The organism is Pseudoalteromonas sp. AOP31-A2-14, assembly GCF_052378035.1.
In the GTDB taxonomy this organism is placed as follows: domain Bacteria; phylum Pseudomonadota; class Gammaproteobacteria; order Enterobacterales; family Alteromonadaceae; genus Pseudoalteromonas.
In genome coordinates this window covers 1,463,234-1,479,711 of the sequence record NZ_JBQSXI010000001.1, presented here as the reverse complement: position 1 = coordinate 1,479,711, position 16,478 = coordinate 1,463,234, and the positions used below count along the sequence as shown (strand labels likewise).

At 40.9% G+C, this 16,478-nt stretch carries 15 protein-coding genes; 3 read left to right on the top strand and 12 right to left on the bottom strand.

What is annotated here, in order from left to right:
- Window positions 1-120: 120 nt before the first annotated feature.
- The 6 genes from odhB to sdhC form a co-directional block, all read right to left on the bottom strand.
- A complete protein-coding gene (gene odhB / locus ACT3S9_RS06890; protein ID WP_441833872.1) occupies window positions 121-1,689 on the bottom strand; it encodes a 2-oxoglutarate dehydrogenase complex dihydrolipoyllysine-residue succinyltransferase in 1,569 nt (522 codons plus the stop codon).
- Window positions 1,690-1,692: 3 nt separating this feature from the next.
- Complete coding sequence (sucA, locus tag ACT3S9_RS06885) at window positions 1,693-4,512, bottom strand: 2-oxoglutarate dehydrogenase E1 component (RefSeq protein WP_441995875.1); 2,820 nt, start codon at window positions 4,510-4,512, stop codon at window positions 1,693-1,695.
- Window positions 4,513-4,600: 88 nt separating this feature from the next.
- The gene (locus ACT3S9_RS06880) at window positions 4,601-5,317 is read right to left on the bottom strand and encodes a succinate dehydrogenase iron-sulfur subunit (RefSeq protein ID WP_441833875.1); all 717 of its coding nucleotides are present in this window, start codon (window positions 5,315-5,317) and stop codon (window positions 4,601-4,603) included.
- A 10-nt stretch (window positions 5,318-5,327) separates the two neighbouring features.
- Window positions 5,328-7,100 carry a succinate dehydrogenase flavoprotein subunit gene (gene sdhA, locus ACT3S9_RS06875; protein ID WP_441833876.1) on the bottom strand — a complete coding sequence of 591 codons (1,773 nt, stop codon included), beginning with the start codon at window positions 7,098-7,100 and terminating at the stop codon, window positions 5,328-5,330.
- The gene (gene sdhD / locus ACT3S9_RS06870) at window positions 7,101-7,448 is read right to left on the bottom strand and encodes a succinate dehydrogenase, hydrophobic membrane anchor protein (RefSeq protein ID WP_441833877.1); all 348 of its coding nucleotides are present in this window, start codon (window positions 7,446-7,448) and stop codon (window positions 7,101-7,103) included.
- A complete protein-coding gene (sdhC, locus tag ACT3S9_RS06865; RefSeq protein WP_441833878.1) occupies window positions 7,439-7,816 on the bottom strand; it encodes a succinate dehydrogenase, cytochrome b556 subunit in 378 nt (125 codons plus the stop codon). The genes sdhD and sdhC overlap by 10 nt, the downstream gene beginning before the upstream one ends.
- Before the next feature lie 407 nt (window positions 7,817-8,223).
- Between sdhC and ACT3S9_RS06860 the strand changes: the two genes are divergently transcribed.
- The 3 genes from ACT3S9_RS06860 to ACT3S9_RS06850 all read left to right on the top strand — a co-directional run bounded on the left by ACT3S9_RS06860 (window position 8,224) and on the right by ACT3S9_RS06850 (window position 11,270).
- On the top strand, window positions 8,224-9,504 hold the full coding sequence (locus ACT3S9_RS06860; RefSeq protein WP_441833879.1) for a citrate synthase: 1,281 nt from the start codon (window positions 8,224-8,226) through the stop codon (window positions 9,502-9,504).
- Between the two features lie 121 nt (window positions 9,505-9,625).
- Window positions 9,626-10,840, top strand: coding sequence for an aminotransferase class V-fold PLP-dependent enzyme (locus ACT3S9_RS06855; RefSeq protein ID WP_441833880.1), 1,215 nt, complete (start codon window positions 9,626-9,628; stop codon window positions 10,838-10,840).
- A 13-nt stretch (window positions 10,841-10,853) separates the two neighbouring features.
- Window positions 10,854-11,270: a SufE family protein gene (locus tag ACT3S9_RS06850; protein ID WP_441833881.1), complete on the top strand. Its 417-nt coding sequence runs from the start codon at window positions 10,854-10,856 to the stop codon at window positions 11,268-11,270.
- Here ACT3S9_RS06850 and tcdA read toward each other — a convergent pair.
- From tcdA to msbA, 6 genes are read right to left on the bottom strand one after another with little or no spacing between them, the layout of a single operon-like run.
- The gene (tcdA, locus tag ACT3S9_RS06845) at window positions 11,267-12,067 is read right to left on the bottom strand and encodes a tRNA cyclic N6-threonylcarbamoyladenosine(37) synthase TcdA (protein WP_441833882.1); all 801 of its coding nucleotides are present in this window, start codon (window positions 12,065-12,067) and stop codon (window positions 11,267-11,269) included. The genes ACT3S9_RS06850 and tcdA overlap by 4 nt on opposite strands.
- Window positions 12,068-12,742 (bottom strand): TIGR01621 family pseudouridine synthase, encoded by a 675-nt coding sequence (locus ACT3S9_RS06840; protein ID WP_441833883.1) that lies wholly within the window; start codon window positions 12,740-12,742, stop codon window positions 12,068-12,070.
- Window positions 12,743-13,528, bottom strand: a complete 786-nt coding sequence (gene kdsB / locus ACT3S9_RS06835; RefSeq protein ID WP_441833884.1) for a 3-deoxy-manno-octulosonate cytidylyltransferase — start codon at window positions 13,526-13,528, stop codon at window positions 12,743-12,745.
- The gene (locus tag ACT3S9_RS06830) at window positions 13,516-13,713 is read right to left on the bottom strand and encodes a Trm112 family protein (RefSeq protein WP_441833885.1); all 198 of its coding nucleotides are present in this window, start codon (window positions 13,711-13,713) and stop codon (window positions 13,516-13,518) included. Before ACT3S9_RS06830 ends, kdsB begins: the two co-directional genes overlap by 13 nt.
- Window positions 13,703-14,683, bottom strand: coding sequence for a tetraacyldisaccharide 4'-kinase (gene lpxK, locus ACT3S9_RS06825; protein WP_441833886.1), 981 nt, complete (start codon window positions 14,681-14,683; stop codon window positions 13,703-13,705). Before lpxK ends, ACT3S9_RS06830 begins: the two co-directional genes overlap by 11 nt.
- Window positions 14,680-16,425 (bottom strand): lipid A export permease/ATP-binding protein MsbA, encoded by a 1,746-nt coding sequence (msbA, locus tag ACT3S9_RS06820; RefSeq protein WP_441833887.1) that lies wholly within the window; start codon window positions 16,423-16,425, stop codon window positions 14,680-14,682. The genes lpxK and msbA overlap by 4 nt, the downstream gene beginning before the upstream one ends.
- Window positions 16,426-16,478: the final 53 nt, after the last annotated feature.

Genomic DNA, 16,478 nt, shown 5'->3' with positions numbered 1-16,478 from the left:
GCTATCCCAAATTGCGCTCCTAGTATAGATCCCAAGGCTTAACATGAAAACCCCAGTACGACCAAAGGCGCAAAAAAAAGCTGCGAAATATATCCGCAGCTTAGGTTTTATACTACTGAATTAAACATCCAGTAATAAGCGAGTTGGATCTTCTAATAACTCTTTAATAGTTACCAAGAAACCAACTGATTCTTTACCATCAATTTGGCGATGATCATATGATAACGCCAAGTACATCATTGGTAGAATTTCTACCTTACCATTTACAGCCATTGGACGGTCTTGAATTTTGTGCATACCCAAGATAGAAGACTGCGGTAAGTTAATAATAGGTGTTGAAAGTAATGAACCGAACACTCCGCCATTAGTAACAGTGAAGTTACCGCCGGTCATTTCGTCAAGTGTAAGCTTACCATCACGGCCTTTAAGTGCTAATTCACGAATGCCTTTTTCAATTTCAGCAACTGAAAGCTTGTCGCAATCTTTAAGTACTGGAGTTACTAAGCCTCGAGGAGTAGATACTGCAATACTGATATCAAAATAATTGTGATAAACAATATCATCGCCATCAATAGATGCATTTACACCAGGGAAACGCTTAAGTGCTTCAGTAATAGCTTTAACATAAAAAGACATGAAGCCTAAACGAATACCGTGACGCTTTTCAAACACTTCTTGGTACTGTTTACGAAGATCCATGATTGGCTTCATGTTCACTTCATTAAATGTAGTTAGCATCGCTGTTGAATTTTTCGCTTCAAGTAAACGATTAGCAATGGTTTTACGCAAGCGTGTCATTGGTACTCGTTTTTGTGAACGGTCACCCATAGGTGCTGCAGCGGTAGATGACTCAGCTTTAGCTTCTGAGGCTGGTGCTTTTAAGAATTTATCTACATCTTCTTTAGTCACACGGCCATTTTTACCCGAGCCTTTAATTTTTGATGCATCTAGTCCTTTCTCGGCGATTAAACGACGTACAGAAGGTGTTAGAACATCTGAGCTTTCACTCGAATCACTTGAATCTGAAGATGACTTTTCAGCTTTAGCATCTGATTTTGTATCTGATTTAGACTTACTAGCAGGAGCGCCGCCAGCTTTAACTGAGCCAATGACTTGCTCACCGAGTACAGTATCACCTTCATCATTGATGATATCACCCATTACACCATCTTCTTGGGCGACCACTTCTAGCACAACTTTATCTGTTTCGATATCAACTAGATTTTGGTCTCGCGTTACTTCGTCACCTGGCTGTACATGCCAAGTAGCAATTGTTGCATCAGCAACTGATTCTGGAAGTACGGGTACTTTAATATCCACTTTTTTACCTTCTGATGCTGGAGCTTCTTGAGCCGCTGGAGCGTCTTCTGATTTTTCTGGTTTATCTTCGTTCTCTTCAGATTTAGACTCAGCCTCTGGTGACGCTTCATCTTTTGTTGAAGAAGATTCATCGGCTTCGCCGATTAAACCAATTACTTGGTCACCAAGTACAGTCGCACCGGATTCTTCTGAAATCTCAGTAAGCACACCATCATCTTGGGCAACCACTTCTAAAACTACTTTATCTGTTTCAATATCAACTAAGTTTTGGTCACGGCTTACTTTGTCGCCAACATTTACGTGCCATGTTGCAACAGTCGCATCAGCAACCGACTCAGGAAGAACAGGAACTTTAATTTCTGTACTCATTGCTTATCCTTTCTTTTGTATAGTAAGCGCATCGGCAACGAGCGCTTGTTGTTCTTTAGTATGCACTGACATATAACCACATGCTGGTGATGCTGATGCTTTACGCCCTGCGTATTTTAACTTAGCAGCTTCTGGAAGAGCTTCAACAAAATGATGTTGAGAACAATACCAAGCACCTTGGTTTTGTGGTTCTTCCTGGCACCAAACAAAGTCTTTAACATGCTGGTAGTTTTGCATTATCGCTTCCATTTCGTCGTGTGGGAACGGATATAACTGCTCGACACGGACAATGGCAATATTATCGATTTCTTGCTTACGACGCTCTTGTAATAGTTCGTAGTAAACTTTACCGCTACAAAACACAACACGCTCAACTTTATCAGCCGCAATATCATCAATTTCATCAATCATATTGTAGAAAACACCTTCAGAAAGTTCTTCTAATGATGATGTTGCAAGTGGATGACGAAGTAGTGACTTAGGTGTCATAACAATCAGAGGACGACGCAGTGGTCGAACTGATTGGCGACGTAGCATAGCGTAAACTTGTGCAGGAGTTGAAGGCACACATACTTGCATGTTGTGATCAGCACAAAGTTGCAAGAAACGCTCAAGACGTGCAGAGCTATGTTCAGGGCCTTGACCTTCATAACCATGTGGTAACAAAATTGTTAGGCCGCATAAACGTCCCCACTTTTGTTCACCAGAACTTAAAAATTGGTCAAATACAACTTGTGCACCATTTGCGAAATCACCAAACTGTGCTTCCCAAATAACAAGTGACGTAGGCTCTGCTGTCGCATAACCGTATTCAAAAGCCACAACGGCTTCTTCAGAAAGCACCGAGTCAAATACTTGAAATGCGCCTTGGTCTTCACTTAAGTTCTGTAAAGGCGTATACGTTGCACCATCATCTTGACTATGAATAACCGAATGACGATGGAAGAAAGTACCACGCCCGGTATCTTGTCCAGTCAGACGAATATCAGTGCCTTCTGTTGCGATTGTTGCATAAGCAAGCGTTTCTGCCATACCCCAATCAAGTGCTTTTTCGCCAGCAGCCATAAGCTTGCGGTCGTCGTAAATTTTCTTAACGCGCGATTGTGCATTGTACCCTTCAGGGTAGCTGGCTATCTTTTCGCCCAGCTCTTTTAATTTTTGAACTGAAACACTGGCATCGTAGTCGACACTCCATTCATGACCAACAAACTTAGCCCAATCAGAAGAATGAGAAGTTTCTGGTTGAATTTCCTCAACCACACAATCTCCACCATCTAAACCATCTCGGTAATCATTCGCGATAGCTTTTACGTCGTCTTCACTTAACGAGCCTTCACTTATAAGTTGATCAGCATAGATTGCACGAGGAACTGGGTGCTTTTTAATTTTTTGATACATGACTGGTTGAGTCGCATTTGGCTCATCTGCTTCGTTATGGCCATGACGACGATAGCAAACCAAGTCAATCACTACATCACGTTTAAACTGATTTCTAAAATCAAGCGCGAGTTGCGTTACGAATGCAACAGCCTCAGGATCATCTGAATTAACGTGGAAAATAGGTGACTGAACCATTTTAGCAATGTCAGTACAGTAATCTGTAGAGCGAACATCTGCTTTCTTAGAAGTAGTAAAGCCAACCTGATTATTAACTATGATGCGGATACTACCACCACAGCTAAAGCCATTAGTTTGCGACAAGTTAAATGTTTCTTGTACTACACCTTGACCAGCCACAGCTGAATCACCATGAATGGTGATAGGCAATGCTTTAATACCCGATGTATCACCTAAACGGTCTAGACGTGCGCGCACTGAACCCATTACTACTGGATTAACAATTTCCAAATGAGATGGGTTAAAAGCAAGTGCCATATGCACTTTTCCGCCTTTAGTAGCAAAGTCAGATGAGTAACCCATGTGATATTTAACATCACCTGAGCCTAATGTTTCTTTATGTTTACCGGCAAATTCATCAAAAAGCTCAGACGGATTTTTGCCGAGTACGTTTACAAGTACGTTTAAGCGGCCACGGTGAGCCATTCCAATAACAGCTTCTTGCTGGCCACTTTCACCTGCCCGGTGAATAAGCTCTTTAAGCATAGGAACAAGCGCATCACCACCTTCGAGTGAGAAGCGTTTTGCTCCAGGGAATTTAGACCCTAAATATTTTTCAAGACCATCTGCTGCCGTCAATCCTTTTAGGATACGTAGCTTTTCATCTTTATTGAATTTGGGATGTGACTGTACTGATTCCAAACGTTGTTGTAACCAGCGTTTTTCCTCAGTCGATGTGATGTGCATATACTCAGCACCTATGGAACCACAGTAGGTGGTTTTTAAGGCTTGGTATAACTCACCTAAAGGCATAGTGTCGCGGCCTACAGCAAACGATCCTACATTAAACTCGCGGTCAAAATCAGCTTCAGATAAATCGTGGAATTCAAGTGCTAAGTCTCGAACGCGTTCACGCTGCCAAATTCCTAGTGGATCTAGATTGGCATTTTGGTGACCACGGAAACGGAAAGCATTTATAAGCTGAAGCACTTTGACTTGTTTAAGGTCACCGCCTCCACCTTCTGCTACCACTACTTCTCTATGCTTGTTTTTAGCAAGCGCCGCAAATTGTGCACGAACTTCTGAATGTTTAACTTCAACATCCACACCGTCAACTTTCGGTAATTGTTCGAACACTTCTCGCCATTCTTCTGGCACCGAAGTCGCATCATCTAAATACGCTTCATAAAGCTCTTCTACATAAGCAACGTTACCGCCGTTTAAATGTGAAGATTCTAGCCATGCCTTCATCACACCTTCGTGCATTTATAAGCCCTTTTTTTTAGCGCAGAAATTAATTGTTATATAACAAGATGGCTAACCGTAATTAGCCATCTAACTGTTTGTCAACAAATTAAACCGAACGGTTTAAAAGCATTGATTTGATTTGTCCAATTGCCTTGGTCGGATTAAGACCTTTAGGACAAACGCTAACACAGTTCATGATACTGTGACAACGGAACACACTGAACGCATCGTCCAAGTCAGCTAAACGTTCTTCTGTAGCGGTATCTCGGCTATCTGCCAAGAAACGATATGCATGAAGAAGACCTGCTGGACCAATGAACTTGTCTGGATTCCACCAGAACGAAGGACACGATGTTGAACAACATGCGCACAGAATACACTCATAAAGCCCATCTAATTTGTCACGTTCTTCGATAGACTGAAGACGTTCACCCGCCGCTGGCGTGTCGTTAATTAAAAACGGTTTTACTTTTTCGTATTGAGTGTAGAACTGACTCATATCAATAACAAGGTCACGTACCACAGGTAAGCCCGGTAATGGACGTACTACGATTTTACCTTTGCCATTTTTTTGTAGCGTAGATAAAGGGGTAATACAAGCCAGACCATTTTTACCATTCATGTTAACACCGTCAGAACCACACACGCCTTCACGACATGAACGACGAAATGAAAGTGTTGGATCTTGCTCTTTTAATAATAAAAGTGCGTCCAATACCATCATGTCTTGGCCTTCCTCAGTTTGCAAGGTGTATTCTTGCATACGTGGGGCGTTATCAACATCTGGATTGTAACGATAAACAGAAAATTGTACTTGTGCCATCGTCTCGCTCCTAGTAGGTACGTGCTTTAGGTGGAAATGCTTCACGTGTTTTCGGCGCATAGTTTACATCGCGCTTGCTCATCTCATCCGTAGTTGGATTAAAGATTGAGTGACATAACCAGTTATCGTCATCACGATCTGGGAAGTCAAAGCGTGAATGTGCACCACGGCTTTCAGTACGGAAGTTTGCAGCTACTGCAGTTGAGTAAGCTGTTTCCATTAAATTATCTAACTCAAGACATTCGATACGTTGCGTATTGAAGTCTGACGACTTGTCATCAAGACGTGCAAACTGTAAACGTTCACGAATTTCTTTAAGTTCTTTAAGACCGCTAGCCATTGTGTCACCTTCACGGAATACCGAGAAATTAAGCTGCATACATTGCTGTAGGTCTTTTTTGATTTGGAACGGATCTTCGCCTTGACCAGTAGTTGAACTTTCCCAGCGATTGAAACGCGCTAATGACGCTTCAAGGTCAGATTCTGACGCTGCTTTGGAAATTTCTACATCATTAAGGTATTTACCTAAGAAGTTACCCGCTGCACGGCCAAACACCACTAAATCAAGAAGTGAGTTACCACCTAAACGGTTAGCGCCGTGTACTGATACACAAGCAATCTCACCCACTGCAAATAAACCTTCAACTACTTTTTCGTTGCCTTGAGCATCGATTTGTAGCGCCTGACCATTTACGTTTGTAGGCACACCACCCATCATATAATGACAAGTAGGGATAACCGGAATAGGCTCTTTTGATGCATCAACGTGAGCAAAGGTTTTCGCTAAGTCCATTACACCTGGCAAACGCAAGTTTAATGTTTCTGCACCTAAATGGTCTAGTTTAAGCTTAAGGTGAGGACCCCAAGGACCATCACAGCCACGACCTTCGCGTATTTCAGTCATCATTGAACGTGCTACCACATCGCGAGACGCTAAGTCTTTCGCATTTGGTGCATAACGTTCCATGAAACGTTCGCCATCTTTATTTAAAAGATAACCACCTTCACCACGACAACCTTCAGTTACTAACGTACCTGCGCCTGCAATACCCGTTGGGTGGAATTGCCACATTTCCATGTCTTGCATAGAAATTCCAGCACGTGTTGCCATACCAACACCATCACCCGTATTAATGTGAGCATTGGTTGTTGATGCGAAGATTCGGCCTGCACCACCGGTAGCTAACACAACCGCTTTTGACTTGAAGAAAGTGATTTCACCGGTTTCAATATCAATCGCAGTACAACCTACTACGTCGCCATTATCGTTTTTAACTAAATCTAACGCATACCACTCAGAGAACACATTAGTTTTATTTTTAACGTTTTGTTGGTAAAGCAGATGCAATAGAGCATGACCAGTACGGTCAGCTGCAGCGGCTGTACGCGCGGCTTGCTCACCACCAAAGTTTTTCGACTGACCACCGAAAGGACGCTGATAAACACGACCTTTTTCAGTACGCGAAAATGGTAAGCCCATATTTTCTAATTCAGTAATAGCTTCTGGGCCTGTTTGACACATATATTCGATAGCGTCTTGGTCTCCGATAAAATCAGAACCCTTAACTGTATCGTACATATGCCATTCCCAGTTATCTTCATGAGTGTTACCCAGCGCTACCGTAATACCACCCTGTGCTGAAACAGTGTGAGAACGGGTTGGGAAAACTTTAGAGATAAGTGCACAGGTTTTACCTGATTCAGTGATTGCTAGTGCTGCGCGCATACCCGCACCACCTGCGCCAATCACAACGGCGTCAAATTCTCGAACAGAATGATTCACTTAAACACCCCATAAAACGATTAGACCAATAGCTACGTACGCAATGGCCATTAAGTTTAAGACAAAGCCTAATACAGCACGAAGCTTAGCGCATTTAACATAGTCAGTTAATACTTGCCAAAGGCCAATACGGGTATGAACCATAATGCAAACGAGGGTAATTAACGTAAACCCTTTCATTGCTAGGTTAGAGAACAGGCCTTGCCAGGCTTGATAGGTGACTTCTGGAGTACATAAGAAGTAGCCAATAATAAAAATCGCATATGCGGTAATTACTAAAGCCGTGGTACGTAAAGATACGAAATCTTGTACACCGTCACGTTTTAGAGTTGCTTGATTTAAAACCATATCCACACCCCTGCTAGAATTGCAGCGATAACACCAAGTGCCATCGAGATATTAGCGCTAAGGTTACCTGACTCAAGTTCTTCCCAATGGCCCAAATCCATAATAATATGACGTAAACCACCAATAATATGGTACGCCAATACAGAAATAGTGCCCCAAGCTATAAATTTAGCAATGAATCCGCTAAACAGACCCTTGACAAATTCAAAACCTTCAGCAGAAGAAAGAGACTCAGACCACGCCCAAATGACAAACGTTAAAGCAAAAAATAATGCAACACCGGTGACGCGGTGTAAAATTGATGCTTTAGCTGATGCCGGCATAGATATAGTTGTTAGATCTAGATTTACAGGTCTTTGCTTTTTCACAGTTACTTGCCCATCTTGCTCACAGTGGAGCTCATCTACTTGTTTTTCTTAACCCACCAAAAATAATTTTTTGATGGAACTATCTAAATAAACATCGTTATACATAAAAAGTTTACAGTTACGCAAAATTTGAATGTAAATTCCATTTACCTACAGACAATACGGTATAAAACCTATGATAGTATATATAGCCGAAGCCCTTTTTACAATTCTTGTTTATTTATAGTCGTTTGCGAATTAGCCAATGGTATAATATTTTACTGCTGAAGAATATTTATTATCTATATGTGCATAATGTTTATAAAAATTGACTTTAGCCCCCTCTTTCACGTTAAAATGAAGATGATGTGCTTAAACAGATTCAGAACATAACAATCAGAGTTGTTATCTTAATAGGAGATAAATAGATGGCGGATAAGAAAGCCACAGTCCATATTGATGGTCTAGATCCAATCGAACTTCCAATTTACCAAGGCACTGCTGGCCAAGACGTTATAGACGTCCGTACGCTAGGTTCACACGGTCACTTCACGTATGACCCAGGTTTTATGTCAACAGGTTCTTGTGAATCGACAATCACATACATCGATGGCGGCAAAGGTGTATTATTGCACCGCGGTTATCCAATCGAACAATTAGCAGATAACTCAAACTACATTGAGCTTTGTTACTTGCTTCTTAATGGTGAACTTCCTTCTAAAGAACAATATGAGAATTTTGAACTAGAAATTACTCGCAGCACTATGCTTGATGAGAAAATCGCTACTTTCTTCCAAGGTTTTCGCTTTGATGCACACCCAATGGCAATGCTTTGTGGTGTGGTTGGCGCATTATCATCTTTCTACCATGAAGATCTTGATATAACTGACTCAAACCAACGTAAAACCAGTGCAATTAAGCTAGTAGCTAAGTTACCGACTATTGCTGCGATGGCTTATAAAACAAACATTGGTCAACCATTTGTTTACCCACGTAACGAGTTAAGCTACGCTGAAAACTTCTTGCACATGATGTTCTCTGTCCCAGCTGAAGAGTATAAAGTTAACCCTGTAACGGCTAAAGCAATGGATAAAATATTCATGCTTCATGCTGATCACGAGCAAAACGCATCAACGTCAACAGTACGTTTAGCCGGTTCTTCAGGTGCTAACCCTTATGCATGTATTGCTGCTGGTATTGCATCACTTTGGGGCCCTGCTCACGGCGGCGCAAATGAAGCATGCTTAAATATGCTTGAAGAAATTGGTTCAGTTGACCGTATTGATGAATACGTTGCTAAAGCAAAAGATAAATCGGACCCGTTCCGTCTTATGGGCTTTGGTCACCGTGTCTACAAAAACTTCGATCCACGTGCAACAGTAATGCGTCAAACATGTCATGAAGTTTTAGAAGAGCTTAATATTCAAGATCCATTGCTTGATATCGCAATGAAACTTGAGCAAATAGCCCTTGAAGACCCATACTTTGTTGAGAAGAAACTTTACCCGAACGTAGATTTCTATTCAGGTATCATCTTAAAAGCGATTGGTATTCCAACAAGTATGTTTACAGTTATTTTTGCTATGGCACGTACCGTAGGTTGGATTTCTCACTGGGATGAGATGTTATCTCAATCTGGTCACAAGATAAGTCGTCCACGTCAACTGTACACTGGTGAAACACACCGTGACTACAAAGCGAAATCATAACTTTTAAATAAGTTTTGTAATAAAAAAAGGCCGCACCGCGGCCTTTTTTATTGCTTATCTATTGTTAAAAATCTCAAAGTAATTAAAATCCTCTGCAAATTTGTAATTATGTGGCAAGCCAATGTTTGATATTGATAAAGTACGTTTAGATTTCCCCTTGCTAAGCCTGCAAATTAACGCTCAACCTTTAGTTTATTTAGACTCAGCAGCAACAAGCCAAAAACCTAATTGCGTCATTGATGCTACTAATAAATTTTATACTAAAGAGAATGCTAACGTACATAGAGGTCGCCACACACTAAGTGAAAATGCAACACAAAAATACGAGCAAACGCGACAAACAATGGCTGACTTTTTTGCTGTAAAAGCCTCTGAAATTGTCTGGACCAAAGGCGCAACTGAATCCGTTAATTTGATTGCGAATGGCCTAGATAGCGGCTTAAAAACAGGTGACAAGATTGCGGTTTCCTATTTAGAACACCATGCCAATTTAGTGCCTTGGCAACAACTTGCAAAGCGCTCGGGTTGCGAGTTAATCGTTCTGCCAATAACTGATAATCACACTTTAGATGCCCAAGCATGTAGTGAATTTATTAAATTGCATAAGCCTAAAATAGTTGCTGTTACACACGCCTCTAATGCGCTCGGCAATATCACAGAATTATCACCTATTATTGCAGCCTGTAAGCAGGTAAGCGCTATTTCAGTAATTGATGGCGCACAAGCAGCAATGCATTTAAGGCCTGATTTAACATCGCTTGATTGCGACTTCTATGTTTTCTCGGCCCATAAAATGCTTGGGCCAACCGGGTTAGGTGGTTTATATGGCCGTTACTCCCGCTTAAATGAATTAGCGGTTTACCAAACAGGCGGAGAAATGATCGAACGCGTAACGCTTTTTAGCAGTACATTTCGTGAAGCTCCCCATAAATTTGAAAGCGGCACCCCTAATATTGCTGGTGTTGTAAGCTTTGGCTCTGCGATTAATTATCTAAATTCACTTAATCAACATGATTTACAAGAGTATGAGCTGTCATTATTTAATTACGCTATTGCAAAGTTAACAAGTATCGACGGAATTAAAATTTACAGCCAACACCAGAAAAACATTGGTAATATTAGCTTTAATTATGCCAATGAGCACTCCTTTGATGTAGCCACATTACTTGACGGCTATGGTATTGCAGTACGCAGCGGTCACCACTGTGCACAACCACTAATGGATAAGTTAGCAGTAACAGGCACCGTACGTGTAAGCTTGGCCTTTTATAATACTTATCAAGATGTTGACTTATTTATTGCTGCATTGCGTGAATGTATAGCGCTGTTAGATTAATTTAGGATACTTAATGACAAATTCATTTAAAGAAATCACTTCAAACATTCAGCAAGCAACAGGTTGGCAGCAAAAATATCGCCAAATTATGCTTTTAGGTAAGCAGCTTCCTACTTTTCCAGCGCCAATGAAGGTCGATGATGCACTTGTAAAAGGGTGCGAAAGCAACGTTTGGCTCTATATTGATTTTGATCTTTCAGAAAAGCATTTAGTATTGGCTGGTGACTCTGATACTCGTATAGTAAAAGGTTTATTAGCGCTTATTTTAGCACTATATAATGGCTTAACCCCTGAGCAAGCAAGTGAAGTTGATGCTTATGAGCAGTTTAATAAGATGGGCTTAATTAATCATTTAAGTCCATCTAGGGGAAATGGTATTAAGGCTATTGTTGATAAAATTCAAAAAATTGCATTAGAGAAAAGCGTTTAGCTCGTTGCTAAACGCTCTCGTTTAGCTAAGTACTTTTTAACTGCTTTAGCTGCAACAAAAAAACCAAAACTACCGGTTATCATAGTCACCGATCCAAAGCCGTTATTACAGTCCATATTCATTGTCCCATCAGCGCTTTGCTTGGCATGACAAACTAGACCGTCACTACCGGGATAAACTAATTGCTCGGTTGAGTAAACACAATCAATATTAAACTTTCGCTTAGGATTGCTACTAAAGTTGTACTGTTTACGTAGAATATAACGCACTTTTGCAAGTAATGGGTCCTGCGTTGTTTTTGCGACGTCACCAAACGCTATTTGACTCGGATCAGTTTGCCCGCCTGCACCACCCGTGGTAATAATTGGCAATTTATTACGCTTGCAGTAAGCTATTAATGCTGCTTTTTCTTTTACCGCGTCTATGCAGTCAATAACGTAATCAAAGCCTTGAATATGCTCAGGTATATTATCTAACGTAATAAAATCGTCAATAACATCAATTTTGCAGTCAGGATTAATAAGCTCGCAACGTGCTTTCATTGCATCTACTTTTGCGTTACCAACAGTCCCTGTAAGCGCATGTATTTGCCTATTAATATTAGTAGCACAAATATCATCTAGATCAATTAGCGTTAATTTCCCGACACCTGAACGAGCCAACGCTTCAGCAGCCCAGCTGCCAACACCGCCTATACCAATAATGCAAAAGTGAGCTTCTTGCAGCCATGCAAATTGCTGCGCTCCATATAAACGTTTAATACCACCAAAGCGAATGTCTTGTGTTGTTTGTGTCATTTACCAGTCCAACTGCCAAGGTGATTGCCAACCTTGAAATAGTTCATGTTCAAAAATACTCTTAAAAACAGCATCATCTATATGAGTAAGCTGATAATGCATATCCTCACCTTGCCATCTAAAACGAAGAGCAAAAGCATGCAAGCATGTCCGCGGGTGTAATTCGCCGCTGTAAAGCACATCACCTAAAATAGGAGCTGATACACTTTTCATCGCTACCCGCAGTTGATGAGTTTTCCCCGAATACGGTTTTAATAAAAAAGCACGCAAATTTTCTTTTACACTAAACGAGTAAAAGCGAGTTATCGCAGGGTTTTCTTGGCTTTTTAAAAGCTTAAAACTGCCACGGCGACTTTTAGCCATATCGCCTTTGATCCAACCTTGCTTTTTTTTAGGCTTTTGCGTACTTAGTGCCAAATAGAATTTACTAACTTGGTGATCACTAAAAAGCGAAGTAAATAATGATGCAGCAGACTTATTACGCGCCAGAATTATCAAACCTGAAGTGACTTTATCTAAGCGATGCACCGGATAAAGTTTTTCATTTAGCTGTTGTTCCGCAATTACAACAAAGCCAGGACCTTCTTCACTATGAAAACTCATACCCGCAGGTTTATTAAAAACATAGTAGTCAGGTTCACTGGCGATAACTGTAAGCTCTTTATAATCCGTCATTTAATTGCTTGATTCTTCCTGACTAGAGCTTTGTCGTTTTACTTCAGCCACGACACGGGCTAAGTCTTCTGGTGTATCAACCCCTGCTTGTGGTGTTATCAGTGCCGGCTCTATTTTTATAGCATAACCGTGATATAGCACGCGTAATTGCTCAAGTGACTCTAACTGCTCCAGCGGTGATGCAGCTAATGCAATGTATTGCTTAATGAATCCTGCGCGATAAGCGTAAATACCAATGTGACGTTGATAATCACCTACATTAATTTTATCAAGGTTATTACCCATCAGCGCATCGCGGTGATACGGAATCGCCGAGCGCGAAAAGTACAGCGCATTTTTATTTATATCACTGACGACTTTGACGCAATTAGGATTTAAAATATCATCACGGTTATCTAGTACCGTACTTAAGGTAGCCATCGGAGCGGTTGAATCAGCCAATAATGCAGCTACCTGCGAAACATTTTTGCTGGCAAGTAATGGCTCATCCCCTTGAACATTAACGACAATAGTTTCGTCATCTAGGTTTAATAAAGCCATAACCTCGCCAAGCCGTTCAGTACCTGATTGATGATCATCACGCGTCATTAATACATCGTCAGTAAAGGAAGAGACGACATCAAATACAGCTTGATGATCAGTGGCAATCACCACTTTACTCGCCCCTGATTGGCAAGCCTTTTGATATACATGCTCGATCATTGGTTTTCCGCATATATCGGCAAGCGGCTTACCCGGTAGACGACTTGATGCGTATCGCGCAGGTATAACAACTACGAATTCCACTTTTCAACCTCAGCTTGTGATAATTCACGCGCTTCGTTTTCCAGCAGCACCGGAATATCATCAACAACCGGATAAGCAAGCTTTGCGGCAGTACTAATTAATTCGCTATTTTCTTTATCAAAACGTAGCTTGCCTTTGCCCACTGGACAGGCAATTACTTCGAGTAATTTAGTATCAAAAGCCATGGAGGATCCCTTTTTCTTTAAGTAATACGTTTAATTTATTAATAACCGCTGTTGAGGGCTTGGCATCAACCGGTAAATAATACCAATTTTGTTTAGCAAAAGAGCGACATTTTACCGCATCTTTTTCCGTCATAATGACGATATCATTATTAAAATGTGCAAAATCATGCGGCGTATAAGCATGATGATCACGAAAATGCTGGTAACTGAGTAATTTAATACCTTGTAACTGAAGACTTTCTTCAAAACGTGTAGGATTACCGATAGCACTAACTGCATGGCCTTGCACTATTGGCTCTGTAGGCGGCTGGTTATCAACCACCGATAATAAATTACTAGCCTGAAGTTGGTAGTTATATTCAGCAAAACCGCCATTTTCAATAACTAAATCAACACTATTTAAGCGCCGAGTACTTTCACGTAAAGGGCCTGCGGGTATTAAAAAGCCATTTCCAAAACGCCGCACGCTGTCAACAATACAACATTCGATAACTCGTGGCATTTTATAATGCTGCATGCCATCATCAGAGATAATCACATGCAAACTATATTGCTCACTGAGTAATTTAATATTGTCTTCGCGGTTGGGGCCTACCACTACCGGGCAACCTAAACGCTGCTTGATCAAAACAGGCTCATCGCCGGTCTGCGTGGTACAACTTGTACTTTTAACAACAAGTGGGTAGCTGTCACTTTTTCCGCCGTAACCACGGCTTATAACACCCACATTTAACCCCTGCGACGCGAGGTAATTGCCTAGCCATATAACAAATGGGGTTTTTCCATTGCCACCGACACTAATATTACCTACCACAATGATAGGCACATCACTTTTGAATCTCCTTAAAACATCACAGCTATAGAGAAACTTTCTTAGTGTTGCAATTAACCAAAACAAACCACTTAACGGCAAGAGTAAAAATGTTATCAAACGGGGCTTTTTATACCAACTTTGCTCTATCTTACTCATCCCTGTTCGCCAAATTGCATTTTACACAGGGCACTATACATGCCTTCATTAGCGAGTAACTGCTGGTGAGCACCACTTTCAATCACAGCACCGTTATCAATAACATAGATGCGATCGCTGTTTTCGATTGTAGATAAACGATGAGCAATAACAATGGATGTTTTATCTTTCATTAATACATCCAGTGCCTGCTGAATTAGCTTTTCAGACTCAGTATCAAGGGCTGAAGTCGCCTCGTCTAAAATTAATATAGGCGCATCTTTTAAAATAGCGCGTGCAATAGCGATACGTTGTCGCTGTCCTCCAGATAACATTACACCGTTTTCACCTACCATAGTATCTAAACCTTCTGGTAAGTTTTTAACAAACTCCCATACATGAGCCTGCTTAACGACTTGCATTAATTCATCGTCAGACAGCTGACGATCAATTGCATAAGCAATATTATTAGCTATTGTGTCATTAAAGAGCACCACTTGCTGAGAAACCAAAGCAAATTGACGTCTTAAATCAGCCAGCTTGTAATCGGCAAGTTTAATTCCATCAAGTAAAATTTCACTACCAGGGGCTAAATCATAATAACGGGGTAACAGATTCGAAATTGTTGATTTACCTGAACCAGAACGACCAACCAATGCTACACTTTCGCCTGCCTGGATAGTCATCGATAAATCTTTAAGTACGGGTTCATCTTTGGTTGGGTAATTAAAAGTTACATGTTGAATTTCAATTAAGCCATTCACTTTATCAATTCCAACAGTACCCAAATCCTTTTCTACTTCTTGGTCAAGCACCTCAAAGATACTTTGCGCAGCCGATATACCTCGCTGCAAATCACTATTTACATTCGCGAGCTGCTTGAGAGGTCTAAGTAGCATCATCATTGATGAAATTAACACCACAAAATCACCAGAGCTAATTGCATCGATCATTGATGGCATAGAAACCATCCATAAAATAACAGCCATAGCACTAGCAGCTAGAACTTGAATAACCGATACACTGAGCGCCTTAGTTGCATCCATTTTGATACGCTGCTGACGATTGTGATTATTTATTTTAGCAAACTGGTCAATTTCTTGTTGCTGCCCACCAAAGCCGTGAATAACTTTATGGCCCGACAGCATTTGCTCAGAACTTTTAGTAACTTGTCCCATTGCAGATTGGATACTTTTAGAAATATGACGAAAGCGCTTAGATACAACGCTGACAATAATCGCGACCAGAGGAATAATCACTAAAAAAACAAGAGATAGCTTCCAACTGGTGTAAAACATAACAGCTAATAAAAACACCACAAAAGCCCCTTCTCTTACCACAATAAGTAGTGCTTTTGTAATAGCTTGTTGAACCTGCTCTGTATCAAAGGTAATTTTAGAGATTAAATCACCGGTAGAGTTTTTATCATGAAATGAGACCGGCAAATGCAAAATATGCTCAAATAGTTGCTGACGCAGCGAACGCACAACCTGCGACCCAACATAGCTTAAACAGTACGAGGACATAAAATTAAACAAGCCACGACCAAGCACTAATGCAATAACCACAAATGGCGCATATTTTAATACCTCGGCATTGCGTTGGTTTAAACCTTGGTCAATAAATGGTTTCATTAACTGAATAAACAACGCATCCATTGCTGAGTAACCAATCATACCTACGATAGCGACTATCGCGACGGTTTTAAATTCCCCCACATAACTCATTAGGCGTTTATAGATTTGGATTGTTGTTTGACTCATAACGTTCTCATTATTATCTTATGCGCCTATTGTATCCTCAGCGACATAAAAAC

What these genes read in the sequence shown, in the direction of transcription:
- msbA (WP_441833887.1), bottom strand. Translation starts at nt 16,425, where the DNA reads ATGAGTCAAACAACAATCCAAATCTATAAACGCCTAATGAGTTATGTG.
- sucA (WP_441995875.1), bottom strand. Translation starts at nt 4,512, where the DNA reads ATGCACGAAGGTGTGATGAAGGCATGGCTAGAATCTTCACATTTAAAC.
- ACT3S9_RS06840 (WP_441833883.1), bottom strand. Translation starts at nt 12,742, where the DNA reads ATGACGGATTATAAAGAGCTTACAGTTATCGCCAGTGAACCTGACTAC.
- ACT3S9_RS06880 (WP_441833875.1), bottom strand. Translation starts at nt 5,317, where the DNA reads ATGGCACAAGTACAATTTTCTGTTTATCGTTACAATCCAGATGTTGAT.
- ACT3S9_RS06830 (WP_441833885.1), bottom strand. Translation starts at nt 13,713, where the DNA reads ATGGCTTTTGATACTAAATTACTCGAAGTAATTGCCTGTCCAGTGGGC.
- ACT3S9_RS06860 (WP_441833879.1), top strand. Translation starts at nt 8,224, where the DNA reads ATGGCGGATAAGAAAGCCACAGTCCATATTGATGGTCTAGATCCAATC.
- lpxK (WP_441833886.1), bottom strand. Translation starts at nt 14,683, where the DNA reads ATGAGTAAGATAGAGCAAAGTTGGTATAAAAAGCCCCGTTTGATAACA.
- odhB (WP_441833872.1), bottom strand. Translation starts at nt 1,689, where the DNA reads ATGAGTACAGAAATTAAAGTTCCTGTTCTTCCTGAGTCGGTTGCTGAT.
- ACT3S9_RS06850 (WP_441833881.1), top strand. Translation starts at nt 10,854, where the DNA reads ATGACAAATTCATTTAAAGAAATCACTTCAAACATTCAGCAAGCAACA.
- sdhD (WP_441833877.1), bottom strand. Translation starts at nt 7,448, where the DNA reads ATGGTTTTAAATCAAGCAACTCTAAAACGTGACGGTGTACAAGATTTC.
- ACT3S9_RS06855 (WP_441833880.1), top strand. Translation starts at nt 9,626, where the DNA reads ATGTTTGATATTGATAAAGTACGTTTAGATTTCCCCTTGCTAAGCCTG.
- tcdA (WP_441833882.1), bottom strand. Translation starts at nt 12,067, where the DNA reads ATGACACAAACAACACAAGACATTCGCTTTGGTGGTATTAAACGTTTA.